At 69.4% G+C, this 25,395-nt stretch carries 21 protein-coding genes; 13 read left to right on the top strand and 8 right to left on the bottom strand.

The window, feature by feature from the left end; all coding sequences use genetic code 11:
- Positions 1-278: 278 nt before the first annotated feature.
- From AC3A5K_RS13415 to AC3A5K_RS13405, 3 genes are all read left to right on the top strand, one after another.
- The gene (locus AC3A5K_RS13415) at positions 279-983 is read left to right on the top strand and encodes an SDR family oxidoreductase (RefSeq protein WP_487618041.1); all 705 of its coding nucleotides are present in this window, start codon (positions 279-281) and stop codon (positions 981-983) included.
- 34 nt (positions 984-1,017) lie between these two features.
- On the top strand, positions 1,018-1,485 hold the full coding sequence (locus AC3A5K_RS13410; RefSeq protein ID WP_487618040.1) for a tRNA (cytidine(34)-2'-O)-methyltransferase: 468 nt from the start codon (positions 1,018-1,020) through the stop codon (positions 1,483-1,485).
- Positions 1,486-1,704: 219 nt separating this feature from the next.
- Complete coding sequence (locus AC3A5K_RS13405) at positions 1,705-2,286, top strand: OmpO family porin (RefSeq protein WP_487618039.1); 582 nt, start codon at positions 1,705-1,707, stop codon at positions 2,284-2,286.
- Between the two features lie 192 nt (positions 2,287-2,478).
- On the opposite strand, the gene AC3A5K_RS13400 is transcribed toward AC3A5K_RS13405, so the two are convergent.
- From AC3A5K_RS13400 to AC3A5K_RS13385, 4 genes are all read right to left on the bottom strand, one after another.
- Positions 2,479-3,504, bottom strand: coding sequence for an NAD(P)H-dependent glycerol-3-phosphate dehydrogenase (locus AC3A5K_RS13400; protein ID WP_487618038.1), 1,026 nt, complete (start codon positions 3,502-3,504; stop codon positions 2,479-2,481).
- A gap of 2 nt (positions 3,505-3,506) precedes the next feature.
- The gene (gene secB / locus AC3A5K_RS13395; protein ID WP_487618037.1) at positions 3,507-4,034 is read right to left on the bottom strand and encodes a protein-export chaperone SecB; all 528 of its coding nucleotides are present in this window, start codon (positions 4,032-4,034) and stop codon (positions 3,507-3,509) included.
- A 77-nt stretch (positions 4,035-4,111) separates the two neighbouring features.
- Complete coding sequence (locus tag AC3A5K_RS13390; protein WP_487618213.1) at positions 4,112-4,549, bottom strand: rhodanese-like domain-containing protein; 438 nt, start codon at positions 4,547-4,549, stop codon at positions 4,112-4,114.
- A gap of 153 nt (positions 4,550-4,702) precedes the next feature.
- Positions 4,703-5,125 carry a hypothetical protein gene (locus AC3A5K_RS13385; protein WP_487618036.1) on the bottom strand — a complete coding sequence of 141 codons (423 nt, stop codon included), beginning with the start codon at positions 5,123-5,125 and terminating at the stop codon, positions 4,703-4,705.
- 72 nt (positions 5,126-5,197) lie between these two features.
- On the opposite strand from AC3A5K_RS13385, the gene oleC reads away from it, so the two are divergent.
- Together oleC and AC3A5K_RS13375 are read left to right on the top strand one after the other, a co-directional pair.
- The gene (oleC, locus tag AC3A5K_RS13380; RefSeq protein ID WP_487618035.1) at positions 5,198-6,862 is read left to right on the top strand and encodes an olefin beta-lactone synthetase; all 1,665 of its coding nucleotides are present in this window, start codon (positions 5,198-5,200) and stop codon (positions 6,860-6,862) included.
- Positions 6,852-8,435 (top strand): winged helix-turn-helix domain-containing protein, encoded by a 1,584-nt coding sequence (locus AC3A5K_RS13375; RefSeq protein WP_487618034.1) that lies wholly within the window; start codon positions 6,852-6,854, stop codon positions 8,433-8,435. The genes oleC and AC3A5K_RS13375 overlap by 11 nt, the downstream gene beginning before the upstream one ends.
- On the opposite strand, the gene AC3A5K_RS13370 is transcribed toward AC3A5K_RS13375, so the two are convergent.
- Positions 8,419-9,525 (bottom strand): serine hydrolase domain-containing protein, encoded by a 1,107-nt coding sequence (locus AC3A5K_RS13370; protein WP_487618033.1) that lies wholly within the window; start codon positions 9,523-9,525, stop codon positions 8,419-8,421. The two genes, AC3A5K_RS13375 and AC3A5K_RS13370, sit on opposite strands and share 17 nt — an antisense overlap.
- 182 nt (positions 9,526-9,707) lie before the next feature.
- Between AC3A5K_RS13370 and oleD the strand changes: the two genes are divergently transcribed.
- The 4 genes from oleD to ubiB all read left to right on the top strand — a co-directional run bounded on the left by oleD (position 9,708) and on the right by ubiB (position 13,747).
- Positions 9,708-10,706 carry a 2-alkyl-3-oxoalkanoate reductase gene (gene oleD / locus AC3A5K_RS13365; RefSeq protein WP_487618032.1) on the top strand — a complete coding sequence of 333 codons (999 nt, stop codon included), beginning with the start codon at positions 9,708-9,710 and terminating at the stop codon, positions 10,704-10,706.
- 325 nt (positions 10,707-11,031) lie between these two features.
- Positions 11,032-11,190 (top strand): DUF1328 domain-containing protein, encoded by a 159-nt coding sequence (locus AC3A5K_RS13360; protein ID WP_082387634.1) that lies wholly within the window; start codon positions 11,032-11,034, stop codon positions 11,188-11,190.
- Between the two features lie 234 nt (positions 11,191-11,424).
- Positions 11,425-12,069 carry a ubiquinone biosynthesis accessory factor UbiJ gene (locus AC3A5K_RS13355; RefSeq protein WP_487618031.1) on the top strand — a complete coding sequence of 215 codons (645 nt, stop codon included), beginning with the start codon at positions 11,425-11,427 and terminating at the stop codon, positions 12,067-12,069.
- Positions 12,070-12,079: 10 nt separating this feature from the next.
- Positions 12,080-13,747 (top strand): ubiquinone biosynthesis regulatory protein kinase UbiB, encoded by a 1,668-nt coding sequence (gene ubiB, locus AC3A5K_RS13350; RefSeq protein ID WP_487618030.1) that lies wholly within the window; start codon positions 12,080-12,082, stop codon positions 13,745-13,747.
- A 938-nt stretch (positions 13,748-14,685) separates the two neighbouring features.
- Here ubiB and AC3A5K_RS13345 read toward each other — a convergent pair.
- Positions 14,686-15,474: a TatD family hydrolase gene (locus AC3A5K_RS13345; RefSeq protein WP_487618029.1), complete on the bottom strand. Its 789-nt coding sequence runs from the start codon at positions 15,472-15,474 to the stop codon at positions 14,686-14,688.
- A gap of 92 nt (positions 15,475-15,566) precedes the next feature.
- On the opposite strand from AC3A5K_RS13345, the gene hrpB reads away from it, so the two are divergent.
- The 4 genes from hrpB (at position 15,567) to AC3A5K_RS13325 (ending at position 21,904) form a co-directional block, all read left to right on the top strand.
- Complete coding sequence (gene hrpB, locus AC3A5K_RS13340) at positions 15,567-18,110, top strand: ATP-dependent helicase HrpB (RefSeq protein WP_487618212.1); 2,544 nt, start codon at positions 15,567-15,569, stop codon at positions 18,108-18,110.
- Positions 18,111-18,283: 173 nt separating this feature from the next.
- Entirely contained in the window at positions 18,284-18,652 is a 369-nt protein-coding gene (locus AC3A5K_RS13335) for a hypothetical protein (RefSeq protein WP_487618028.1), read from the top strand.
- A gap of 254 nt (positions 18,653-18,906) precedes the next feature.
- Positions 18,907-19,911, top strand: a complete 1,005-nt coding sequence (locus AC3A5K_RS13330; protein WP_487618027.1) for a patatin-like phospholipase family protein — start codon at positions 18,907-18,909, stop codon at positions 19,909-19,911.
- 367 nt (positions 19,912-20,278) lie between these two features.
- A complete protein-coding gene (locus tag AC3A5K_RS13325; RefSeq protein WP_487618026.1) occupies positions 20,279-21,904 on the top strand; it encodes a mechanosensitive ion channel in 1,626 nt (541 codons plus the stop codon).
- Positions 21,905-22,009: 105 nt separating this feature from the next.
- Here AC3A5K_RS13325 and AC3A5K_RS13320 read toward each other — a convergent pair whose 3' ends face one another.
- Entirely contained in the window at positions 22,010-22,888 is an 879-nt protein-coding gene (locus AC3A5K_RS13320) for a DNA ligase (RefSeq protein ID WP_487618025.1), read from the bottom strand.
- A gap of 176 nt (positions 22,889-23,064) precedes the next feature.
- The gene (locus tag AC3A5K_RS13315; RefSeq protein WP_487618024.1) at positions 23,065-25,389 is read right to left on the bottom strand and encodes a phosphomannomutase/phosphoglucomutase; all 2,325 of its coding nucleotides are present in this window, start codon (positions 25,387-25,389) and stop codon (positions 23,065-23,067) included.
- Positions 25,390-25,395 lie beyond the last annotated feature (6 nt).

Below are 25,395 nucleotides of genomic sequence, written 5' to 3'. Positions count from 1 at the left end.
CCGGCCTCGGCCGGGGCCGCGGGCCTCATGAGCGTCACGAACGTGGCCCGGTCGTCGCGCACAACCCCGGATGCCCCGTGTGCGGCTGCAGATCAGGCGCTCGCTTCTGCGCAATCACGATTCCTGACGCGCCGCTTCGCGTCGCCCGGCATTCCCGCACAGGCGGGCGTTCGACGGACGGATGTCCGGTCGTCCATGGACGTGCGTCTCCGGCCTCATCCGACGTTTTCACGCGCGGGCCTAGCATCGACGGCTCCTCCATTCCCAAGGCGCGCGCTGTGACCGACTGGACCCTCGTCACCGGAGCCAACCGGGGCCTCGGCCTCGAATTCGTCCGCCAGCTGCTGGCCGACGGCGCCCGCGTCGTCGCGACCTGCCGCCATCCGGGCAAGGCGACCGCGCTCAACACGCTCGCCGTCGAGCACCCCGGCCATCTGAAGGTGCTGCCGCTGGACGTCGGCGACGCCCGCTCGCGCGACGAGCTGGTGCGCGAATGGCCGCTCGCCGCGGGCGATGACGCGCGCATCGGTATGCTGATCAACAACGCCGGCGTGCTGCACAGCGGCGAGCGCTTCGGCACGTTGAGTGCCGACACGCTGGACGACAGCCTGCGCATCAACGTGGTCGGCCCGCTGCTGCTGACCCAGGCGCTGGCGCCGCGGCTCGTCGACGGCGCGCGCGTCGCCAACCTGTCCTCGCAACTCGGCTCGATCGCCAACACCGCGCGCTTCGGCACGCCGAGCTACGCGATCAGCAAGGCCGCGCAGAACATGGCGACCGTGCAGCTGGCGCACGCCCTACGCGAGCGCGGCATCGTCGTCGTCGCCCTGCATCCGGGCTGGGTGCAGACCGACATGGGCGGTGCCCAGGCCAGCGAAGTGCCGGAGGATTCGGTCGCCGGACTGCGCCAGGTCATCGCCGGTCTCGACAACGACGACAGCGGCTGCTTCCTCGACTGGACCGGCGCGACGCTGCCCTGGTGACCGACAATGCCCGGCCCGCAGCCCGGTCCGGCCCATGTTCGACGTCATCCTGCACACGCCCGAGATTCCGCCCAACACCGGCAATGTGATCCGCCTGTGCGCCAACACCGGCGCGCGGTTGCATCTGGTGCGGCCGCTGGGCTTCGACCTCGACGACCGCAACCTGCGCCGCGCCGGGCTCGACTACCACGAGTACGCGACGCTGCAGGTGCACGACGATCTCGATGCCGCACTCGCCGCGATCCAGCCGGCGCGCCTGTTCGCGCTGAGCACACGCAACAGCGTGCGTTTCGATGCGCCGGCATTCGCGCCAGGCGATGCCTTCCTGTTCGGCAGCGAGACCCGCGGCCTGCCGGACGACGTCCTCGACCGAGTGCCCGACGGCCAGCGTCTGCGCCTGCCCATGCGACCCGGCAACCGCAGCCTCAACCTGTCGAACGCGGTCGCGGTGGTCGTGTTCGAGGCTTGGCGCCAGCAGGGGTATCTGGGCGGCGATCTCTGATCCGCCTCGACGTGGCGCATTGGCGACCTGAACGCCACGGCAAAAGTTCCTGTACTCGCTGGTTCAATATTCAGCGCATGTTGTCCGCCCGGGCCGAGAATGCAATCACCGGCCTGGGTGGTCGTGCTTCCCCTCCCCTCGAAGCATCCCCTCCCCCCTCCGCCCGGGCCGGCATTTTTCCAGCACCCGCACGACGTACACACGGACGACCGAACACCGATGAAGCGCACCCTGATCGCCGTGGCCATGGCCGCCACGCTCCCCTTCGCCGCCGCCCACGCTGCCGAAGGTCTGTCGTACACCTATCTCGAAGGCGGCTATTCCGCCAGCAAGTCCGATATCGCCCCGGTCAACCGGGATGTCGATTCCGACGGCTGGTCGGTGCGCGGCTCGGCGGCGTTCCATCCCAATTTCCATGCGTTCGGCGACTACACCCGTGAGAGCGTCGATCGCAGCCCGTTCGACCGCGACCAGTGGCGCGTCGGCGTCGGCTACAACCATGAGGTGTCGCCGCGGACCGATCTGCTGACCCGCGTGGCCTACCAGAAGATCGATTTCGGTCAGGGCTTCGATGCCGACGGTTACGCGGTGGAAGTGGGCGCGCGCAGTGCGCTGCTGCCCGCGCTCGAGGGCTACGCCCTGGCCGGCTACGAGGATTACGGCAGCGGCTTCGACAGCGAGTTCTACGGCCGCCTCGGCGCGCAGTGGAAGTTCACGCCGAACTTCGGCGTCGCCGGCGACATCAAGCTGATCAGTGGTGGCGACACGCAGTGGTTCGTCGGTCCGCGCGTGCGCTGGTAACCGCTCCCCCGTGACATCCGGAGACCGCGCTTCCCCCGGCGCGTCCCCTCTCTCTCTCCCGGATGCCACACCGCCCCGGCCTGAAAAGGTCGGGGTTTTTTTTTGCCTCCATGAAACGGCGTTGGCGTCGCCCATGAAAAACGCCCGGCGCAGGGGCCGGGCGTCATTCGGAACAGCAGTGCCCTCGCGGGCCTAGTCGAACAGCGCGTCCGGATACTCGGGCTTCTGCTCGCGCGCCATCAGGCGCTGGAGGCCTTCGGCCGGTGTCATTTCGCCGTGCAGTACCGCGCGCACGTTGCTGGAGATCGGCAGTTCGACACCGTGACGCTCGGCCAGACGCATGACCTCGTCGGCGGTCTGCACCGACTCGACCACCTGGCCGATCGCACGTACCGCGTCTTCCAGCTTTTCGCCGCGACCCAGCGCCAGGCCCAGCCGGCGGTTGCGCGACAGGTCGCCGGAACAGGTCAGCACCAGATCGCCCAGACCTGCCAGACCCATCAGGGTTTCCGGCTGGCCGCCGATCGCCTGGTTGAGGCGCAGCATCTCGTTGAGGCCGCGGGTGATCAGGCCGGTGCGGGCGTTGAGGCCCAGCTCCATGCCGTCGGCCGCGCCGGTGGCCACGGCCAGCACGTTCTTCATCGCGCCGCCCAGTTCGGCGCCGCGCATGTCGGTGCCGGTGTAGGCGCGGAAGGTCGGGCCGTGCAGCACGTCGGCGACGGTCTGCGCGAAGTCGACATCGTCCGACTGCACGGTGATCGCGGTCGGCAGGCCGGACGCGACTTCCTTGGCGAACGACGGGCCGGTGACCACGGCCAGCGGCACGTCCTCACCCACCAGACCACCCGCCACTTCATGCAGGAAGCGGCCCGAGCCGGGTTCGAAACCCTTGGTTGCCCACGACACGCCGACGCCCGCCGGGCGCAGCGGCGCCAGCAGTTCCAGCGTTTCAGTGAAGGCATGCGACGGCACGACGACCAGGATCAGGCCGACGCCGTCGAGGGCGTGGGCGAGATCGGTGGTCGCGCGCAGGTTCTGCGGCAGCGGGATGCCCGGCAGGTAGCGCGGGTTCTCGTGGCGCTGGTCGATCGCCTCGATCTGCTCGGCGTTGCGACCCCACAGCGTGGTGGGGTGCCCGTTACGTGCGATCAGCGAGGCGAGCGCGGTCCCCCAGGAGCCCGCGCCCAGTACTGCGACCGCGGGCTTGGTCCCGGTCACGCTCAGGCGTTGCCGATCTGGTCGGTCGTCGGCTGCTCGTTGCCCTGCGCGCCGCGCTGGCGCAGGCCTTCGGCATACAGCGCGTCGAAGTTGATCGGCTGCAGCAGGAACGGCGGGAAACCACCGGCCTGGATCAGGTCGCCGATCAGCTGGCGCGCATACGGATACAGCACGTTCGGGCACTGGGTGCCGAGCAGCGCGTCCAGCGTGTTGCTGTCGAAGCCAGTGAGACCGAACACGCCGGCCTGCTTCACTTCGGCCACGTACACCGTGTTCGCGTTGTCCTCGCCCAGGCTGCAGGTCAGGGTGATCGCCAGCACCACTTCATAGGCGTTGTCGCCCACGCGCTGCACGCTCTGGTTGAGATTCATGTTGAGCTGCGGCTGGGTCTGCTCGTTGAAGATCGCCGGCGACTTGGGCGACTCGAACGAGACATCCTTGGCGTAGATCTTCTCGACGCTGAACTGCGCGCCTGCCGGCTGCGCCGGAGCTGCGCCATTGGCGCCGTTGGTGGCCTGTTCTTCGGACATGTGAATCAACTCCAGCGATGATTTGGATAGAAGGCGGATCGCCGATTATGGCACCCGCCGCGAAGGGGGGTTTCCGCTCAGCCGCGGCCTTTGACCAGCGGCAGATCGGCCTGCTGCCAGCTGCCGATGCCGCCGTCGAGCACGAAGACATTCGTGAAGCCGGCTTTCTTCAGGCGCTTGGCGGCGTCGCCGGCGGTGCTGCCGGTCTTGCAGACCAGCACGATGGGCAGTTCCTTGGCCGGCGCGAGCTGCTTGCTCTCCGGATCGAACTGACTCATCTGCACGTTCTTCGAGCCGGGGATGTGGCCCTTGCCGTAGTCGGCGCTCGGACGCAGGTCGACGACCAGCGCGTTCTCGCGGTTCATCAGCACGGTCAATTCGGCCGGCCGCAAGGCCTTGAAGCCGCGGAACAGCCGTGCGATCTCGTTGTAGACGATCGCCGCCGTCAATCCGGCGAGGATCAGCGACAGCATCTGGTTTCGGCCCAGGAAGGCCAGCAGTTCTTCGAAGTTCACGGACGATTCGCGCAGCGGCAGCGGGCGGCGATTGTCGCATACCGCAGCCATGGGGCGGACCGGACCGGGCCGCGTTGCCGGGGCGCATCGCCGTTGGGCGCAGCCACCGGGGTCTGGCGTCGGTCGTATCCGGGGAGGTGCCTCGGCGTGGGGCTATTGGCCGGCCCAGAAGTCCGGCAGGCCGTTGCTGATCCACCAGGTGCCGGCCGCGGCATCCCAGCGCCAGGATTCGGTGTAGCGGACGCTGCGCTCGGCCATCGTGTGGCGGTTGACCACGCTGATCTGGATCTCCCGCGTCGCGGTCTCGGGGCCGGCCTGGGCGCCGAGGTCGCGGTAACCGGTGACCTGCACCTGGTCGTAGCGCGCGAAATCCAGCTCGCTGAGCGGCTTGGCGATCCGGTACTCCGGATCGACCATCTGCCACGCGCCTTCGAAATCGTTCCAGCGCACCGCCGCCGACCAGGCGTACTGCGCGCGTTCGAGCGCGTTGCGCTGCTTGCCGGTGCTGGCGCAGCCGGACAGCAGCCCGGCGGTCAACAGAACGAGGATCGGGCCGGCGAAACGGAAGGCGCGCATGGACGTGTCCGGGCAGGAAACGTCTATCGTAGCCGCCGCCGTCGAACGGTGTCCGCCGGTATCCTGTCGCCGATGAGTGCTCCCGCCGACTTCGCCGCCGATGCGGTCAACATCGCCGCCGCGCTGCCGCGCCTGGCCCGCGACCGCCCCGACCGCATCGCGATGCGCTGCCCTGGCCCCGACGGCCGCTACGCCGATGCGCACGCACTGAGCTACGGCGCGCTCGATACGCGCAGCGACGCGATCGCCGCCGGACTCGCCGCGCGCGGCATCGTCCGCGGCACGCGCACGGTGCTGATGGTGCGGCCGACGCCCGAGTTCTTCCTGCTGATGTTCGCCCTGTTCAAGGCCGGCGCGGTGCCGGTGCTGGTCGATCCGGGCATCGACAGGCGTGCGCTGAAACAGTGTCTGGACGAAGCCGGCGCCGAGGCCTTCATCGGCATTCCGCTGGCGCAGTTCGCGCGGCTTCTGCTGGGCTGGGCGAAGTCGGCGCGCGTGCGCATCACCACCGGGCGCTGGGCGGTGCTCAGCGACGCGACGCTGGCGGATGTCGAACGCGCGGGCGCCGGCGCAGGTCCGCAACTCGCCGCGACCGCGGGCGATGACGTCGCCGCGATCCTCTTCACCAGCGGCTCGACGGGCGTGCCCAAGGGCGTGGTCTACCGCCATCGCCATTTCGCCGCGCAGATCGACATGCTGCATGACGCGTTCGGCATCGGCGCCGGTGGCATCGACCTGCCGACGTTCCCGCCGTTCGCGCTGTTCGATCCTGCGCTCGGACTCACCTCGATCATTCCGGACATGGATCCGACCCGGCCGGCCAAGGCCGATCCGCGCAAGCTGCATGCGGCGATCGAACGCTTCGGCGTCGACCAGCTGTTCGGCTCGCCGGCGTTGATGGGCGTACTCGCAAGGTTCGGCAAGCCACTGCCGACACTGCGCCGCGTGACCTCGGCCGGTGCACCGGTGCCGCCGGAGACGGTCGCGAAGATCCTCGAACTGCTGCCCGACGACGCACGTTTCTGGACGCCCTACGGCGCGACCGAATGCCTGCCCGTCGCCGTCGTCGAAGGCCGCGAACTGCTGGCACTGCGTACGCGCACCGAACACGGCGCCGGCACCTGCGTGGGCCGACCGGTGCCGCCGAACGAGGTGCGCATCATCCGGGTTAACGATGAGGCGATCGCCGAGTGGTCCGACACGCTGTGCGTGCCCGGCGCGCAGGTCGGCGAAATCACCGTCGCCGGACCCAGCGCCACCGACACCTACTTCAATCGCGACGCGCAGACGCGCCTGGCGAAGATCACCGAGACATTGCCCGACGGCAGCACGCGCATCGTCCATCGCATGGGCGACCTCGGTTACTTCGATGCCGAGGGCCGGCTGTGGTTCTGCGGCCGCAAGGGCCACCGCGTGGTCACCGCCACCGGCACGCTGTGCACCGAACAGGTCGAACCGGTGTTCAACGTGCACGCCGAAGTGAAGCGCACGGCGCTGGTCGGTGTCGGCCCGAAGGGCGCGCAGACCCCGGTGCTGTGCGTGGAGCTGGAAGCCGGCGTCGCGAAAACCGAACAGGCGCGCATCGCCGACGAACTGCGCCACATCGGCGAAGGCTTCGTCCACACCGGGCGCATCGAGCGCGTGCTGTTCCACCCCGGCTTCCCGGTCGACATCCGCCACAACGCCAAGATCGGCCGCGAGACGCTGGCCGCGTGGGCGGCGACGCGTGTCGGCTGACACCGCGCCTGCGCAGTACCGGCTCGACGATCTCCGCATCGATGTCGCACGGCAACGCGTGGTCCGCGATGACGGCCAGGTGCTGGACGTGGCCGGCCTCAGCTTCCGGCTGCTGCATGTGCTGCTGGGGCAGGGCACACGCGTGGTCGGCTTCGACGAACTGATCGAACGCGTGTGGGCGCCCGCGCACGTGGGCGAGGAAACGGTCACCCAGCGCGTGCGGCTGTTGCGCCAGGCACTGGGCGATAACGGCCGGCAGCCGCGCTATCTGCGTTCGGTGCGCAGGCAGGGCTATCAGCTGTGCAGCGAACCGCGGGTCGAAGCGCCGGCAACGCCGACGGCCGTTACGTTCGAACGGCGACCGCATGCACTGCGCATCGCCGTGCTGCTGATGCTGACACTGTCGACGTTCGGCGCGCTGCTCTGGTGGTTGTGGCCGCGATCGGAAACGCCGGTCATCTCGCCGTTACTGGAACGTGCGGCGTACTACGCCGCTATCGGTCAGCCCGAGAACAACGAACGCGCGATCGCGCTGTACCGGCAACGCCTGCAGGAAGCACCGGACGACAGCACCGCGCAGCTCGGCCTGAGCCGCGCCTACAGCGCACGCCTGTGTCTCTACAGCGGCAATGCCGAGGATGCAGCGCAGGCGCTGGCGCTGGCAGACGCCGTAGTTGCGCGAGAGCCGGAATCCTCCGCTGCACACACCGCGCTCGCGTATGCACACGATTGCCGCGGCGAAGTCACCGCCGCGCTGGCCGGCTACACGCGCGCCGTGCAGCTGGATCCCGCGGCCGACGGCAGCCGTGCGTCGGCCGCGTATCTGCAGGCACGACAGGGCCACATCGCCGATGCGCTGGCCGCGAATCTGGACGTGCGTGCACCGGAGACCGTGCGCTTCCTGCCACTGCAGATCGCGTCCAACCTCGACCTGCTCGGCTACACCGCCGCGGCCGAAACGCGGTACCGGCGCAGCTTCCAGCTGTATCCGGACAATGTGTTCTCCAATCTCGCCTGGCCCACGTTCCTCTACGAACACGGCCGTCCGGACGAAGCGCAGGCCGCGTTGAATGAAGCGATCTCGCGCGGCACGGATCATGCCGGCCTGCATCTGCTGGCCACGGAACTCGCCCTGTTGCGCGGCGAACACATCGCGGCGGGTGAAGCTGTGCAGCAGGCGCGTGCGCTCAAACTGCATGCCAGCCTGCCGAAGACGATGGCATGGATCACAGGTGTCGAGCCGCCGCCCGATGCCGCCACGCTGCGCGCACGCGCCGACGCATTGCGCGCCGGACTGGCCAGCGGCGCCGATCCCTTCGACGGCATCGAAGTCGCCTTGCTGCAGTCAATGGCGGGCGACACCTCCGCAGCGCTCGAGGCACTCGATGCCGCGGTCACCGCCGGCTTCCGCAATGCCGGCTATCTGCGTGTCTCACCGTTGTTCGTGGATCTGCGCACCGCGCCTGCTTTTGATGCCGCGTTGCGTCGCATCGACACGGCGCTCGCGGCCGAACGCGCTGCGGCGCAGGCGTCCGGTCGGCTGCCCGACGATGCGGTCACGGCATCGCGCTGAGCACATAATCGGAAAACAGCTTCTGCGACTCGGCATGCATGCCGCGCTGGTTGTAGCGGGTGCGCGTGATCACCACGACCAGCTGCGATTCCGGCACCACGAACACGTAGTTGCCACCGTTGCCGGACATCGCCCAGGCGTGCACCTGCCGGTCGCCCGCCTTGAACGGAAAACGCCACATCTGATAGCCGTAATCGGCATCGAAGGGCGTCTGCGCGTGCACCTGCGCCATCGCCCGCACCCAGTCGGCCGATACGATCTGCCGGCCCTTCCAGCGGCCGCCATCCGTGATGAGCTGTCCGAATTTCGCCAGATCCCGGCTGCGGTATTCCGTGCCGCCGCCACCCATGCCGGTGCCGTCGGATGACCGGTGCCAGCGCGCGGCCTCGATCCCCAGTGGGCGCTCGAGCACATCGGCAGCGAAGCGTTCCAGCGACAGGCCGCTTGCGCGTTCGACGATCGCGCCGAGCAGGAACGCATTCGCCGTGCAGTAGGCGAAGGCGCGTCCATGCGGGCTGTCGGCCGGGCGCGTCGTCCATGCCGGATAGCCGCGCTGCGGCAGATCGAGCGCGAACTGGATCCAGTCGGCGCTGACGTACATCCGCTCCTCATGGCCGGCCGAGAACTCGTTGTTGTCGTCGCATTCCCACTGCGCGCTCATCGTCAGCAGGTCTTCGACCGTCGTGGCGGTCTTGAACGCGCCCGGGTGGGCCGGCGTGCGATCCAGAAAGAAGCCCAGGGCCGGCGCATCGACGCCTTCGATCAGCCGGCGGTCGATCGCGGCGCCAACCAGCAGCGCGGTCACGCTCTTGGTCAGCGAGCGGGTGGTGTGAAGCGTGTCGCGATCGGCCCCGTTGAAATAGGCCTCGTGGATCAGCGCGCCGCGATGGACGACCAGCACGCTGGTGGTGTCGGGCGCTTCGCCGCCGGCGATGGCGGCATCCAGCGCGGCGAGCCGCTCGGTGTTCCAGCCGCGTGCGCCGGCATCGGCGACCGGCCAGTCGGTGACGGGCGCGGGTGAAGCGGCCGCAAGCGGCGCGGCGGACAGGGCAAGCAACGCGGACAGAGCGAGGCGGGGCAAGGACTGCATGGACGGACTCCGATCGAGGGAGCCGCACTGCACCCGATGCCCGTCTGAAGTGCTTGATACGCGAATGAAGAATTCTGAAGTGCAGGCGGATCAGCCACTTGCAGCGGTCGATCCCGACGGCGCGTCGCCAACGCCGGTCCGCCTCGTTATCGTGTGCGGCCCTGCAGCGTGTGGAGTCGGCAATGCGGATCCTGGTCACCGGTGGCGGCGGTTTCCTCGGCCAGGCCCTGTGCCGCGGCCTCGTCGAACGCGGTCACGACGTCACCAGCTTCAATCGCGGGCACTACCCCGAGCTCGATGCGATCGGCGTGCGCCAGGTCCGCGGCGATCTGGCCGATGCGGACGCCGTGCGCGCTGCCGCGCAGGGCATGGACGCGATCTTCCACAACGCAGCCAAGGCCGGCGCCTGGGGCAGCTATGAGAGTTATCACCAGGCCAACGTCATGGGCACGCAGAACGTGCTCGATGCCTGCCGCGCGCACGGCATCGGCCGGCTGGTCTACACGTCGACGCCGAGCGTGACCCATCGGGCGACGCATCCGGTGGAAGGCGGCACCGCAGAGACCGTGCCGTACGGCGAGGACTTCAAGGCGCCGTACGCGACGACCAAGAAGATCGCCGAGCAGGCGGTGCTCGCGGCGAATGGATCGGATCTCGCGACGGTCGCGCTGCGTCCGCGGCTGATCTGGGGGCCGGGCGACCAGCAGCTGCTGCCGCGACTCGTCGAACGTGCCCAGGCCGGGCGCCTGCGCTTCGTCGGCGACGGCGAGAACCGCATCGACACGACGTATATCGACAACGCGGCGCAGGCGCACTTCGATGCCTTCGACCATCTGGCGCCTGGCGCGGCGTGCGCGGGCCGTGCGTACTTCATCAGCAACGGCGAACCGGCGACGGTGCGCGAGATCGTCAACGCGCTGCTCGCCGCGGCCGGCGCACCACAGGTCAAGAAGACGCTCCCGTTCGGCGCGGCGTATGCGATCGGTGCGATCTGTGAATCGGTGTGGCCGCTGCTGCGTCTCAAGAGCGAGCCACCGATGACACGCTTCCTCGCCGAGCAGTTGAGCACAACGCACTGGTACGACATGGCGCCGGCAACACGCGATTTCGGCTACGTCCCGCGCGTATCGACTGTCGAAGGACTCGAACGTCTGCGCGTGGCCATGACCACGCGCGGATAGAAACTGCAGGAAGTCGCGACGCGCATTGGCCAGTAGGTGTTGGTCGCTGCGACGCCGTGCAGCCGATGACGCATACGCATGCAGGAACAATCGTGGCGTCGTCCTTGCAATGTCATTGCAGCGCAACGCGTGCGAGCGCGCATGCGCTGGCGATATCCGATGGAAAGACGAACGGCAGAACAAATCTGCGCGCCCGGATTCTTCACGTCTGGATCATCCTGCTGAAAGGCCGCCAAAAGTCGCCGCGTCGTCACCTGATCGCGACCTGACTGGGCCTACGGTGTGCCCCACAGCCGCTTACGGCCGCACCCACGGAGACTCCACCATGCTCAGATATGCCGTCATTTTCCTCGTCGTCGCCATCATTGCCGGCGTTCTCGGCTTCAGCGGCGTCGCCGGTGCCGCAACCAACATCGCCTGGATCCTGTTCGTCGTGTTCCTGATCCTGGCCGTGATCTCGATGCTGCGTGGCCGTGGACCCTGACGTCCAGTCTGCGCCTGCAGTCTGAGATTCAACGCCCGCCTTTTGGCGGGCGTTTTGTTTGTGGCCCGGCTGTCGCCGTTGCCTGCATGCTGATCGCCGCGTCCGATGCCCACCGTCGGGCGTCTCCCACGCAACACCCTGTCGGCGTGCCCCCTGATTCGTGATGCCCGTCGCGTCGAAGCGACAGCGTCCGACGCGCGGCGCGCACGCGGCCTGCTCCCCTACAATGCCCCCATGCCTGCCTTCCCGCCCTCACCGTTTTCCGTGCTCAAGCCCATCGCCGGTCGCGCGCTCGAAACCGCACTCAACCAGGCGCTGGCGCTCGATGCCGATACCCGCGCCGCATTGCGTGGGCTCGATGGCCAGCGCATCGCACTGACGCTCGCTTCGCCGCCGCTGGCGCTGGAACTGCGCGTCGATGGCGAGCACCTGCGCGTCGGTCCGGTCGACGACGCAGTCGAACCGGATCTCGCGGTGCGCACCACGCTGGCCGGCGTACTGACGCAACTGCCGTTCCTGCGCCGCGACGACGCGCCGCCGATCGGCAAGGTGCGGGTGTCGGGTGATGCCGAACTCGCGCGCCGCCTGCAGGCACTTGCTTCGCGCTTCGATCCCGACTGGCAGAAGCCGTTCGTCTCGGTGTTCGGAGACGTGATCGGCGTCCAGATTGCGAATGCCTTCGCCGGCGCGCTGCGCCAGGCCCAGGATCTCGGGCGTTCGGTCGCCGGCAGCGCCGCCGAGTACGTCACCGAGGAATCGCGTGACGTCGTGCCGCGCGCCGAACTCGACGCCTTCCACGACGATGTCGACACGCTGCACGACTCGGTCGAACGTCTCTCGGCGCGGGTCGCCAGGCTGCGCCGCGGACCGGCCGCATGAGGCGCCTGCGATGAAGGGTGTGCTGCGCGCCTCCCGCATCGGCCGCGTGCTGCTGCGCTACCGCCTCGACGACCTGTTCGACGGCACGCCCGCCGAGCGCTGGCTCAAGCTCGCGCGCCCGTTCGTGCCGCGCGCCTCGGCCGACATCGCCGCGCAGTCGCGTGGTGCGCGCCTGCGCCTGGCGCTGCAGGAGCTCGGTCCGATCTTCGTCAAGTTCGGACAGATCCTCTCGACCCGCCGCGATCTCGTGCCGCCGGACATCGTCGACGATCTCGCCCTGCTGCAGGACCGCGTGCTGCCGTTCGATGGTGCGCAGGCGCAGGCGATCATCGAACGCGAACTCGGCATGCCGATCGCGCAGGCCTTCGAGGCCTTCGACACCGTGCCGCTGGCATCGGCGTCGATCGCGCAGGTGCACGCGGCGACACTGCCGGCCGACGATCGCAACCCGCGCCGCGAAGTCGTGGTCAAGGTGCTGCGGCCGACGATCGAAAAACAGATCGCCGCCGACGTCGCGCTGCTGAAGAACCTCGCTGCGCTGGTCGACCGCACGCATCCCAATGCCGACAAGATCCGCCCGCGCGAAGTCGTGGCCGAGATCGAGAACACGCTGGCCGCCGAACTCGACCTGCAGCGCGAAGGCGCGAATGCATCGGTGCTGCGCCGGTTCTGGACCGACTCGCAGGATCTCTATGTGCCGGCGCCGGTGTGGGAACGCACGACCCAGCGCGTGCTCACGCTGGAGCGCGTGCACGGCATTCCCAGCGACGACATCGCCGCGCTCGACGCCGCCGGCATCGACCGCAAGGCGCTGGCGGCCAAGGGCGTGCGCGTGTTCTACACGCAGGTGTTCCGCGACAATTTCTTCCACGCCGACGCGCACGCCGGCAACATCTGGGTCGATCCGGACCGCAAGACCAATCCGCGTTTCATCGCGCTGGATTTCGGCATCATGGGCCAGCTCTCGCGCGAGGATCAGTACTACCTTGCCGAGAACTTCATGGCGATCTTCCGCCAGGATTACCGGCGCATCGCCGAGCTGCACATCCAGGCCGGCTGGATGCCGGGCCATATCCGCATCGACGAACTCGAAGCCGCGGTGCGTTCGGTGTGCGAACCGTATTTCACCCGGCCGCTGTCGGAGATCTCGCTCGGCGAAGTGCTCGGCAAACTGTTCCGCACCGCGCAGCGCTACCAGCTCACCCTGCAGCCGCAGTTGATCCTGCTGCAGAAGACGCTGCTGAGCATCGAAGGCATCGGCCGTCTGCTCGATCCGAAACTCGACATCTGGGCGGTCGCCCGGCCGGTGCTCGAGCGCATCCTGGTCGAGCGCTACAGCCCGCAGCGGCTGGGCCGCGAATTCCGCGACCGGCTGCCGGAACTGATCACCCAGGCCCCGGACATGCCGCGCCTGCTGCACGGCTGGCTCAAGCAGCAGGTCGAAGGCCGCCACGAACTGCGCATGCGCTCCGACGACCTCGCCGCGCTGACCCTGACCATGCAGGGCATGCAGAAACGCGTGGTCGCCGCGATCCTCGGCGTCGGTCTGCTGATCGTGGCCGCGGTGCTCTACGCGCTGGAGGCCGGTGGGCCGACGCTGCTGAGCCTGCCGGTGGCGACGTGGGTCGCGGGCGTGGGTGGGTTGTGGGCGTTGCTGGCGGCTTGGCCACGGCGGTAGGGGTGTGTTGTTCGCGCTGATGCCTGCGTCCGGGCCGAGGCGCGGCGCCGGCTTGCGCGCGCTGAATGGACATGGCGGTCGGCTGTCCGTCTGCTGCTTTCTGGCTGGGTGATCTGACGTCCGGTTCGATCTCGATCGTGGGCGTCACGCCAGCTCCCCCGACGCGTTGATTCACGGGCTTTCTCTTTTCGATGGTCACGCTCGATGAGATGCGGATTGAGGCCCGTTGGCTTGGCTGGCAACGTGTCTGGAGCGAAAGGGCGCGCACCTGGGGTGCGCATCTAGGTAAGAGGTTCGGCGTCATTGCCCTTGCCCTCGCTTCGCTTTTGTATTTGCATTCGCAATGACACGCCAGCCCGCACCTCATACCCGAAGGGCGCCGCACATGGATGTGCGGCGTTTTTCGATCGAGCCAGGATGGCGAGTCGAAAAATTCCGGAACAGGTGAAGGGACGGATTTGCCTCGTCGGGGAGACGTTTTTCTTTGGTTCCGTTTCTTTTGGCGTCCACCAAAAGAAATGAACTCGGCCGCGCCAGCGGACGAAAGCTTTCGATCACGCTGCGCAGCTACAAAGTGCAGAGCTTCCACTCGCCTGCCGGCGAGCGGGTCACTTTTCTTTGTGGGCCCAAAGAAAAGTAACCAAAAGAAAGGGCCATTTCCCGACGAAGCAGCCCCAGGTCGGAAGGCGTTCCGGGATTTTCCGACTCGGCATCCTGCCTCGGTCGGAAAACGCCGCACATCCATGTGCGGCGCCCTTCGGGTCTGGCGAGTGCGCCAGTGCATCATTCTTCCGGCAACGGCAACGGCAACGGCAACGGCAACCGCAACAACCGCAACAACATTTCAGCGAGTGCGAGTGCGAGTGCGAGGGAGAAAGAGAGGGAGAGGGAGGGCTAGAGCCAGCGTGGCTGCTTGGCCCCAGACACTGCAGACCCCATCACCCCAATCCGAAAAACGCCGTCGCCGTCGCGGTCGTCGCAGCCGCCGTCTCGGCGACATCCTCGCCCCGGTCCCGCGCCAGTTCCTCGACGATCTGCGGCAGGAACGCCGGCTCGTTGCGCCGGTCCTTGGGCATCGGTTTCAGGGTGCGTGGTAACAGGTAGGGCGCGTCGGTTTCGATCATGAGCCGGTGCGCCGGGATGTTGGGCACCAGTTCGCGCAGGTGCTGGCCGCGGCGTTCGTCGCACAGCCAGCCGGTGATGCCGATGTGCCAGTCGCGATCGAGGTAATCGAACAGTTCGCGACGCTCGCCGGTGAAACAGTGCACCACGGCGGCGCCGAGGCGGCCGTCGAAGTCGCGCATGATGCCGATGAAGTCGTCGTGCGCGTCGCGCTGGTGCAGGAACAGCGGTTTTCCGGTGTCGACGGCGATCTGCAGCTGGCGTTCGAAGGCCTTGCGCTGCGCCGGGCGCGGCGAGAAATCGCGGAAGTAGTCGAGTCCGCATTCGCCCACCGCCACCACTTCGGCATGTGCATGCAGGGCGCGCAGTTCGGCGTCGCATTCCTCGGTGTACTCGGTCGCGTGGTGCGGATGCACGCCGGCGGTGGCGTAAAGGAAACCCGGGTGCTGCTGCGCGAGTGCGAGCGCCTGGGGCGAATGCTCGCGGCTGGCGCCGGTGACGACCAGTTTCGTCACGCCCGCCTCGCGCGCGCGCTGCAGCACCGCATCGCGATCGCGATCGAAGCTGTCGTGGGTGAGATTGGCGCCGATATCGATCAACTGCATGCCGGGAACCGCGCGTGGGGGAGCGCGCATTGTAGGGATGCACTGCCGTGGACGCCGCGCCGGCATCGACGACCCTGCGCCGCGCCGCTAGCCTGTGCGCCTTGAACATCCTCGTGCCCGATCCCCTTTCGCCCCGCACCGCGCTGCCCATTGCGTCGCTGCTGCCGGACATCCTCGCCAGCCTGCAGGCGCATCCGCGCCTGGTGCTGGAAGCGCCGCCCGGCGCCGGCAAGACCACCCAGGTGCCGCTGGCGCTGCTGGAGGCGGACTGGCTCGAAGGCCGGCGGATCCTGATGCTGGAACCCCGGCGCGTCGCCGCGCGCTCCGCCGCGACGTTCATGGCGCGTCAGCTCGGCGAGGACGTCGGCGGCACCGTCGGTTATCGCATCCGGTTCGAAAGCCGCGTCTCGGCGCGCACCCGGATCGAGGTCGTCACCGAGGGCATCCTGACCCGGCTGCTGCAGGACGATCCCACGCTCGACGGCATCGGCGCGCTGCTGTTCGACGAATTCCACGAACGCCACCTCGCCGCCGATCTCGGCCTCGCGCTGGCGCGCGACGTGCAGACCGGACTGCGCGAGGACCTGCGACTGGTGGTGATGTCGGCGACGCTCGACGGTGCACGCATCGCGCAGTGGCTCGATGCGCCGCGCCTATCGAGCGCCGGCCGCAGCTTTCCGGTCGCGGTCTCGCACGTGCCGCCGCGTCGTGATGAGGCGCTCGAACACCAGATCCGCCGAATCGTGGTCGAGGCTCTCGATGCGCACGCGGGCGATGCGCTGGTGTTCCTGCCGGGCCAGCGCGAGATCGCGCGCTGCCAGGCGCAGCTGCAGGCCGCGCTGCCGGCGGCGGTCGAGCTGCTGGCGCTGCATGGCGAGCTGCCGGTCGAGGCGCAGACGCACGTGCTGCAGCCGGCGGCCGACGGGCGCCGCCGTGTGGTGCTGGCGACCAATGTCGCGGAGAGCAGCGTCACGCTGCCCGGCGTGCGGATCGTCGTCGACAGCGGCCTGGCGCGCGAGCCGCGGTTCGATCCCAACAGCGGGTTCTCGCGGCTGGAGGTCGTGTCGATCAGCCAGGCGTCGGCGGACCAGCGGGCCGGGCGGGCCGGTCGTGTGGCGCCGGGCGTCGCCCTGCGTCTGTGGCCCGAATCGCAGCGGCTGGAGCCGCAGCGCCGGCCGGAGATCGCCCAGGTCGAACTGGCCGCGCTCGCGCTCGAGCTGGCGGCCTGGGGCGATGCCGCACTCGAATTTCCCGATCCACCGCCAACGGGCGCGATGGCGGCGGCGCGCGATCTGCTGCAGCGCCTGGGCGCGTTCGACAGCCGCGTCAGCATCACGCCGATGGGAAGGCGCATGCTCGCGCTCGGCACGCATCCACGGCTCGCGGCGATGCTGCTGGCCGCCGATGCGCCGCAGGCGCGCGCGCTGGCCTGCGATCTGTGTGCGCTGGTGGAAGCGCGTGATCCCCTGCGAGGGGGCGCGCGCTCGGATGCCCTGGCCGTGCGCTGGCAGGCGCTGGCCGCGTTCCGGCGCGGACGCAACAGCGCCGACGTGTCGCGCGCCGCACTGGCTGCCATCGACGCCGCCGCCCGGCAGTGGCGGCGTCGCCTGCGCGTCGATGCGTCACCGCCCGACAGCGTGCCTGCGCACGCGATCGGCGATCTGCTCGCGCACGCGTTTCCCGATCGCATCGGCCATCGGCATGCACGCGACGGCTATCGTTACGCGCTGAGCAACGGGCGCATGGCGCGCGTGTTCGACGACAGCGCGCTGGTGGGTGAGCCGTGGATCGTCGCCAGCGAACTGCGCTTCGAGGCGCGCGATGCGTTGCTGTTGCGCGGCGCACCTGTCGACGAGGCCGCGCTACGACGCGCCTGGCCGGAGCGCTTCGTCGACGCCGACGAGACGCGCTGGGACGCCGCGAAGCGTGCGCTGGTCGGCGAACGCGTGCGCCGCTTCGACGGCATCGTGCTGGATGCCCGCGCGAATGGCCGCGTCGATCCGCAGCAGGCCGCGCAGGCGCTGACCGATGCGGTCGGCGAACTCGGACTCGACGTGCTGCCGTGGCGCGATGGACTCCGGCAATGGCAGGCGCGGGTGCAGGCGCTGCGCGCGTGGATGCCGGATCTCGGCCTGCCGGACATGGCCGACGCCGCGCTGCTGGCCGATCGCGACACGTGGCTGCATCCGGCATTCGCCGGCGTGACCCGGCTCGACGCGCTGGATGCGGACACCTTCGCCGCCGCGTTGCAGGGGCGCGTCGACTGGGCGGCGCGTCAGCAGCTCGAGCAGCTGGCGCCGGTGCGCATCACCGTGCCGTCGGGGCAGGCGCGGGCGATCAGCTACGCCATCGAAGCCGATGGCACGCCCGCGCCGCCGGTGCTGGCGGTCAAGCTGCAGGAGCTTTTCGGCCTGGCGCAGACGCCGGCCGTGGCCGATGGCCGCGTGCCGCTGACGCTGCATCTGCTGTCGCCGGCGGGGCGCCCGCTGCAGGTGACGCGCGATCTCGCAGGCTTCTGGGAGCGGACCTATCCCGATGTGCGTAAGGAAATGAAAGGCCGCTACCCGCGCCACCCCTGGCCCGACGATCCGTGGAACGCGTCCGCGACCCATCGCGCGAAGCCCCGCGGCACCTGAGTTCCGGGCCCGGTCCCACGCGGCCCCGGCGGCGTGCCGTGCGCCGCCGATATGCGGGCCTGCCAATGCACTCACCACTGAACGGCGGAGCGCCCGCGCTGCGCCGCTCACGCTGGATCGACAACCGGCGTCACAGACTGCGCGTCCCCTATGCGGACGTCCAAGGAATTCCAATGAGCAAGTTCGAAGAGCTGTCCGACAAGGCCATCACCCTGGTCGGCCAGGCAGGCGACAGCCTCCGTCACGCGATCCCGGCGACTGCCGAAAACTGGCTGAAGACCGGCGTCGCCGTGGGTGCCGCGCGTACCGGCACCCGTCTTGCTGGTGGTTTCCTGCGTCGCAATCCGGCGATCGTCGCGGCCAGCGCGATCGGTGTCGGCCTGGTCTGGGTCGCCGCGCGCCAGTACCGCAAGAAGAAGGCGAACGAGGCGATCGAAGGCAACTCGCGTCGCATCGAGGCCTCGAACGCTGCGGCGCGCAAGCGCGCCAGCCAGTCGCGTCGCGGCGCTGCCGCGAATGCCGGCGAGTCCGACGCCGACTGAGTGCCACCCCGCGCACGCCGACGCGTGACGCATGCTGCACCCTGACGCACGCCACGCCGTCCGCCGCAAGGCGGGCGGCGTGTTGCTGTGGGCGTGCGGGCTTCAGCCGACGACAGGCGATGCATGGGTATGCTCGACGCCTCGTCCGTCGACCAGCACCCCGCATGCACGCATCCGATCCGTCCGTTTCACCCGCATCGCACCGGGTCGCAGCCTCGCCACGACCGGCCCGCACGGCGTCTGCAACGCGTGCCGTGGCCCTGGTCGGACTGGCGCTGCTGCTGGCGGCCTGCGGACGTGACAACGTACGGCCGGTCGTCGAGACACCGGCGCCGCGACCGACGACCACCGCACCTGCACCCCCAGCGCCGCCGGTGCGTATCGGCCTCGCACTCGGTGGCGGCGCGGCCAAGGGTTTTGCCCATATCGGCGTGATCAAGATGCTGGAGGCGAACGGCATCAAGGCCGATGTCGTCGCGGGCACCAGCGCCGGCAGCGTCGTTGGTGCGCTCTACGCCAGCGGCATGGATCCGTTCCGCATGCAGGAGCGCGCGGTGGCGCTCGACGAATCCAGCATCCGCGACGTGCGCCTGTTTTCCGGTGGCCTCGTGCAGGGTGTGGCCCTGCAGAACTACGTCAACCAGGAAGTCGGCAACCGCACGCTGGACCGGATGACGATTCCGTTCGCGGCCGTCGCCACGCGGCTGGAAACCGGCGATCGCATCGTCTTCGTGCGCGGCAATACCGGCCAGGCGGTGCGCGCGTCGAGCAGCGTGCCCGGCGTGTTCGAGCCGGTGAAGATCGGCGACCGCCATTACGTCGATGGCGGCGTGGTCAGCCCGGTGCCGGTGGATGCGGCCAGGCAGCTGGGCGCCGATCTGGTGATCGCCGTCGACATTTCCAGCAAGGCCAGCGGCACGACGCCTGGCAGCATGCTCGGCATCGTCAACCAGTCGATCGCGATCATGGGACAGACGCTCGGCCGGCAGGAACTCGCACGCGCCGACATCGTCATCCGGCCGCAGGTCAGCGACATCGGTCCGGCAAGTTTCGAACAGCGCAACGCCGCGATCCTGCAGGGCGAGCGCGCGGCGCTGGCGGCGATGCCGCAGATCCGCAGCAAGATCGCCGAACTCGAGCGCGCACGCGCCGCGGCGCGCGTGCCGGCCAAGCCGTTCGAGCCCGAGCCGGTCGACATCGACTGCGGCGACAGCTGGGTGCGTCGCCTCAATCCCTTCGGGCGGGATCGCGCCTGCTGATGCGATCCCGCATCGCGCGCCGGCGTCGCGCCATCGCGTGATCGACAGCGCGCACGGCCGCAAGATGCGCACCGCGATTCGCGCACGAGCGCACGACACCGCCTGACGTTGGCTGCGCGCTCATGCAGCGCGTCTGGCGTGTCCGTTCACCCCAAGCCGACAGGGGCGGGCGTCACACTCGCTGCCGGCCCGCACCTGTCGATGCCGCGGTGCATCGTCTCCATATTCCCCGCTGCGTAGGCAGCGCACGCTGCCGCGCAGCGTCATCGGGAATCGCGTGGCCGCGTCGCCGGCACCGCACGCAGTGCGCTGTCTCATCCATCGACTCGGTGCGGCCCGTCCGCATCCCAGCGAGGAGAGTCTCCCAATGCAAGCCAACACCCTCGCCCGGCAGCTCGAACTGAGCCTGGGCCACTACCTGCCGACCGTGCTCGGTGCGGTGCTCGTTCTCGTGATCGGCCTCGTGGCCGCGCTGTTCGTCCGCGGCGTGATCCGCAGCGGCATGGCGCGCCTGCGCGTCAACGAACGGGTTAATACGCAGACCGCCTCGCAGCTGGACATCGTCAAGGTCGCGGCCTCGATCGGTTTCTGGTTCGTGATCATCCTGACCCTGATCGGGGTGTTCAGCGTGCTCCGGGTCGACGGCCTGTACGGCCCGTTCTCGGCACTGGTGACCGAGGTCATGCTCTACCTGCCGCGGATCCTGCTGGCCGCGGTGCTGAGTCTGGTCGCCTGGGTGCTGGCCACGGTGCTGCGCGCCGGCATCAACCGCCTGATGGCGGCCGGGCGCTGGGACGAGAAGCTCTCGGAGTCCGCCGGCGTCAAGCCGATCTCGGCCGTGCTCGGCGACGTCGTCTACTGGCTGGTGCTGCTGCTGTTCCTGCCGGCGATCGTCGGCGCGCTGCGGGTCGAAGGCCTGATGGTGCCGTTGTCGGCGATGACCACGCAGGTCACGTCGATGCTGCCCAACATCTTTGCCGCGGTGGTGATCGGTCTGGTGGGCTGGCTGGTCGCGAAGGTGCTGCGCGGTCTGGTGACCAATCTGCTGGCGGCCAGCGGTGTCGACCGCTACAGCAACCGCGAGCACGTGACCGATGGTGTCCGCCTGTCGCAGCTCGGCGGCACCCTCGTCTTCATCCTGGTCATCGTGCCGACGCTGATCGCCGCGCTCGATGCGCTGGCGATCCGCGCGATCTCGGATCCGGCCAGCGAGATGCTGGGCATGTTCCTGACCGCGATTCCGAACATCCTGGCCGCGGCGCTGATCCTGATCGTCGCTTGGTATCTGGGCCGGTTCGTCGCCGGCCTGCTGACCCGATTGCTCGAAAACCTGGGCGTCGACCGCATCCCCGCGCGTCTGGGTCTGGCGCACCTGTTCGTTGCGCCGGCCCCGGCAGCGCCGACCACGCCGGCACCGGTGGAGACGGCGCTGGCCACGGCCGATCCGGTGGCGGCCGCCGGTGTGCCCGAGCCCGGCACGCTGATCCCCGATGCGCAGCCGGCGCCGGTGACGGCCACCACGCCGGCCGGCGGCCTGTCGGCCTTCGTCGGTCGTGTCGCCCTGTTCTTCATCCTGCTGTTCGCCACCGTCGAGGCCGCCCACCGTCTGGGCTTCACCGGCGTGCGCGATCTGCTGGCCACGTTCATCGCCTTCGGTGGCGACGTCCTGCTGGGCGCGGTGATCCTGGTCGTCGGCTACTGGCTGGCCGATCTGGCGGCACGTGCGATCCAGCGTGCGAATCCGGATCGCAGCGTCGGCCTGTCGCGCATCGCGCGGGTCGCGATTCTGGGCCTGGTGATCGCGATGGGCTTGCGTGCGATGGGCATCGCCGACGACATCGTCAACCTGGCGTTCGGGTTGGTGCTGGGCGCCGTGGCCGTGGCGGTGGCGCTGGCCTTCGGCCTCGGTGGCCGTGAGGCGGCCGGCCGCGTCGCCGATCGCTGGGCGAAGGACTACGTCGAACGTCGCCGCGACGACGATCCGCGCCCGTAAACGACCGGATCGTTCGTCACTGGAAAAGCCCGCCGCATGGCGGGCTTTTTCTTGTGGCCGTGCGCGTGTGCCGCAGCGCTGCGCCGCGGCCGTCACGGGCGCGACTCACTCCGGTGGCGGCATCTCGTCGCGGACGCGCACAAAGCGCGCGAAGCGCGGCAGGCCGGTCGAGGTGAGCCCGCTGTAGCGATACGTCACCCAGCTGCCGGTGGGCGGTGGATCCGCGCGCTGGGCATCGCTGAAGCCGGTGCCGATGCGGAACCGCCGCCCGTCGTGATGCTCGACTTCAAGCGCGCCGAGCATGCCGCTGTACTTGCCCTTGCCCGGCGTGTGCGCGACCACGCGCGCTTCGGCATCGTCATGCGGTTTGAGCTTGAACAGGGTGGCGCTGCGACCGACGCCGTAGCGCGCGTCGCGGTGCTGCAGCATCAGGCCTTCGCCGCCGGCCGCGACCACCTCGGCCAGACGCGCATCCAGCGCCGCGCGGGTGGTGCCGGGCGTCTGCGTGACCATGCGCAGCTGCGGATGCGCGGTGCGCGCGACCAGTGCGCGCATTGCCGCGACGCGTTCGGCGAAGGGCCCCGGGTGCGCCGGCAGATCGAAGATGTAGAACCGCACCGGATCCCACGCCGCCGGATCGGAGCGCGTGCTGCGCACCAGCGCGCTGACGGCCTCGAAACGGTCGCGCGCGATCCACAGTTCGCCGTCCATCGGCGTATCGGGCCAGCCGCGGGTGAAGCGGGCCGGCACCGCGATCCGGTGACCGCCGCGGGTCCACAGCGCATGACCGTCCCAGCGGCCGCGCACGCCGTCGAGTTTCTCGCTGACGAAGTAGGCGGCGATCTCGATGTCCGCGCTCCCCAGATCGCGCGCCAGCATCAGCGCCGGTGGTGTCGTCGCCGAGGCGACGCCGGCCAGCAGTGCGCACAGCAGCAGCGCGGTGGCGGCGCAGGCGCACCGGACACGCGATCGCAGTCGGGACATCGGCACGCTCCGGTGCGGAAACGGGGCGTCCAGCCTGCTCGGCGATGCCGCCGGCGCGCGAGGCCGGATCGCTGTGCGTCGCCGTCAGCGCGGTCCCTGCGTCGCCGTCAGACGACGCCCGATACGACGACGCCGGCACGGGGCCGGCGTCGCGTGATCCTGCAGCTGCGATGTGCTCAGAACGTCAGCGCGAGCCCGGGATCGAGTGCCAGCAGCTGCTCGCGGAAGGTCTGCTGGATCCGTGCCAGCGCCTCGCGGCTGTCGGCATCGAAGCGCAGCACCAGCACCGGCGTCGTGTTCGAGGCCCGCACCAGACCCCAGCCGTCGGGCCAGTCGGCGCGCACGCCGTCGATCGTCGACAGGCGCGCGCCCTCGAAGGCCGCCGACGCCTGCACGCGGGCGACGAAGGCATGCGGATCGCCACCCGGCGCCTCGACCTTGATCTCGGGCGTCGATTCGCCGCTCGGCAGCGCCTTGAGCACCGCGGACGGATCGTCGTCGATCGCCAGGATCTCGAGCAGGCGCGCGGCGGCGTAGATGCCGTCGTCGAAGCCGTACCAGCGCTCGGAGAAGAAGAAGTGGCCGCTCATCTCGCCGGCCAGTTCGGCGCCGGTCTCGCGCATCTTGGCCTTGATCAGCGAATGCCCGGTCTTCCACATCAGCGGGCTGCCGCCGTGGCGCAGCACGTGTCCGGGCAGGCGACCGGTGCACTTCACATCGAACACGATCATCGCGCCCGGGTTGCGTTCCAGCACGTCGGCGGCGAACAGCATCAGCAGACGGTCGGGGTAGATCGTCTCGCCGTCGCGCGTGACCACGCCCAGGCGATCGCCGTCGCCGTCGAAGGCCAGGCCCAGGTCGGCGTCGAAGCGCTGCACGGTGCTGATCAGGTCGACCAGGTTCTTCGGTTCGCTGGGATCGGGATGGTGATTGGGGAACGTGCCGTCGATGTCGCAGTACAGCGGCACCACCTCGGCGCCGATCGCCTCGAGCAGGCGCGGCCCCAGTTCGCCGGCGACACCGTTGCCAGCATCGACCACGACCTTGAGCGGACGCGCGATCTGGATGTCGTCGGCGATGCGGCGGATGTAGTCCTCGCTGATGTCGCGCTCGCTCAGGCCGCCCGGCTGCGCCGCGGCGTAGAGGCGGTCGTCGGCGACGCGGGCGTGCAGGTCGGTGATCGCATCGCCGGACAGCGTTTCGCCACCGACGACGATCTTGAAGCCGTTGTAGTCGGGCGGGTTGTGGCTGCCGGTCACCGAGATGCAGCAGCCGGTGCGCAGGTGGAAGCCGCCGAAATAGATCAGCGGCGTCGGCGCCAGGCCGATGTCGATGACATTGCGTCCGGCCTTGCGCAGGCCGCTGATCAGTCCGGCGACGAGGTCCGGGCCAGACAGGCGGCCATCGCGGCCGATGACGATGTCGGTCAGGTCCTGCTCGCGCATCAGCGAGCCGACCGACTGGCCGATGAGCTCGGCGACGCCGGCATCCAGCGTCTGCCCGACGATGCCGCGGATGTCGTAGGCGCGGAAGATCGACGGATCCAGCACCACCGACGACGCGGCTTTCTTCTTCGGCTCGCTGCGCGCTGCCACCGGCGCGGGCACAGCAGCGCCGTCCTCGACATCGGCGGGCTGCTGCAGCGATTCGGCCAGGGTCGGCGTCGTGTCCTCACCCACGGCCGCGGGCTGCAGGCGACGCGGCAGGCGCCACACCACATAGGCCAGCAGCAGCAGGACCACTGCGATCACGAGCAGCGGAATCGCGTCCAGCCCGAAGGGCGGCTTGCCGACGTGCGGCACGGCGGCGACCACGCGCAGGTTGGTGTCCGGCACGGGCCGGCCGAGGCGCTCGGCCACGTTGGCCAGCGCGGCATCGCCGCGGGCCTGGATCGTGTAACCGCCCTGGCGCAGGGCCAGGAAGGTCGCGCCGTCCAGTGACACCGAATCCAGCGCGGCAGTGACGCGGGTCAGCGGCAGTTGCGCCACGGCCACGCCCACGAGGCGATCGCCGGCGCGGGCGGGCGCGGCCACCAGCACACGCGGCCGGTCGTCGATGCGCGCGACCGCGAGCACGGGTGCATCGGTGCTGATCGCCGATTCGAGAACCGCGAGGCGTCCGAAGCCGCCCGCGTCGAGGCCCGTGTACTCCGCGGTCAGGGCGACCGGCAGGATCTCGGCCTGTTCCAGCTGCGGCCAGTCGGCCCCGAAGGCGCGACCGGCGGCGTCGAGATCGCCATCCGCGAGCGCGCGCTGCACGGGCGCGCTGTCGAGCTGCGCGCCGATGCGCTTGAGCTCGCTGCCCAGCGTCACGCGCAGCCCGTCGAGCGCGGCGTCGCGGCCGCGTTCGACACTGGCCACGCGGCCATCGCCCTGCATCTTCTGCCAGCCGCTCCATGCGAACCAGACAGCCAACAGCGCCAGCACGGTCGCCAGCAGTGGTGCGGCGGGTCGCAGTTGCGCCAGCAACGCACGGCCGCGGTGCGGATCCTTCTCGCTCATCGTTCG

This window comes from Luteimonas sp. Soil_C_5, assembly GCF_057656615.1.
The sequence above is the reverse complement of the archived record's forward strand: the minus strand, read 5'-3'. Positions and strand labels throughout refer to the sequence as shown.

Excerpts from the sequence above, each read along its gene's own strand:
- AC3A5K_RS13410 (WP_487618040.1), top strand. The coding sequence starts at position 1,018 with ATGTTCGACGTCATCCTGCACACGCCCGAGATTCCGCCCAACACCGGC.
- AC3A5K_RS13405 (WP_487618039.1), top strand. The coding sequence starts at position 1,705 with ATGAAGCGCACCCTGATCGCCGTGGCCATGGCCGCCACGCTCCCCTTC.
- secB (WP_487618037.1), bottom strand. The coding sequence starts at position 4,034 with ATGTCCGAAGAACAGGCCACCAACGGCGCCAATGGCGCAGCTCCGGCG.
- AC3A5K_RS13385 (WP_487618036.1), bottom strand. The coding sequence starts at position 5,125 with ATGCGCGCCTTCCGTTTCGCCGGCCCGATCCTCGTTCTGTTGACCGCC.
- oleC (WP_487618035.1), top strand. The coding sequence starts at position 5,198 with ATGAGTGCTCCCGCCGACTTCGCCGCCGATGCGGTCAACATCGCCGCC.
- AC3A5K_RS13370 (WP_487618033.1), bottom strand. The coding sequence starts at position 9,525 with ATGCAGTCCTTGCCCCGCCTCGCTCTGTCCGCGTTGCTTGCCCTGTCC.
- oleD (WP_487618032.1), top strand. The coding sequence starts at position 9,708 with ATGCGGATCCTGGTCACCGGTGGCGGCGGTTTCCTCGGCCAGGCCCTG.
- AC3A5K_RS13360 (WP_082387634.1), top strand. The coding sequence starts at position 11,032 with ATGCTCAGATATGCCGTCATTTTCCTCGTCGTCGCCATCATTGCCGGC.
- AC3A5K_RS13355 (WP_487618031.1), top strand. The coding sequence starts at position 11,425 with ATGCCTGCCTTCCCGCCCTCACCGTTTTCCGTGCTCAAGCCCATCGCC.
- ubiB (WP_487618030.1), top strand. The coding sequence starts at position 12,080 with ATGAAGGGTGTGCTGCGCGCCTCCCGCATCGGCCGCGTGCTGCTGCGC.
- AC3A5K_RS13345 (WP_487618029.1), bottom strand. The coding sequence starts at position 15,474 with ATGCAGTTGATCGATATCGGCGCCAATCTCACCCACGACAGCTTCGAT.
- AC3A5K_RS13335 (WP_487618028.1), top strand. The coding sequence starts at position 18,284 with ATGAGCAAGTTCGAAGAGCTGTCCGACAAGGCCATCACCCTGGTCGGC.
- AC3A5K_RS13325 (WP_487618026.1), top strand. The coding sequence starts at position 20,279 with ATGCAAGCCAACACCCTCGCCCGGCAGCTCGAACTGAGCCTGGGCCAC.
- AC3A5K_RS13320 (WP_487618025.1), bottom strand. The coding sequence starts at position 22,888 with ATGTCCCGACTGCGATCGCGTGTCCGGTGCGCCTGCGCCGCCACCGCG.
- AC3A5K_RS13315 (WP_487618024.1), bottom strand. The coding sequence starts at position 25,389 with ATGAGCGAGAAGGATCCGCACCGCGGCCGTGCGTTGCTGGCGCAACTG.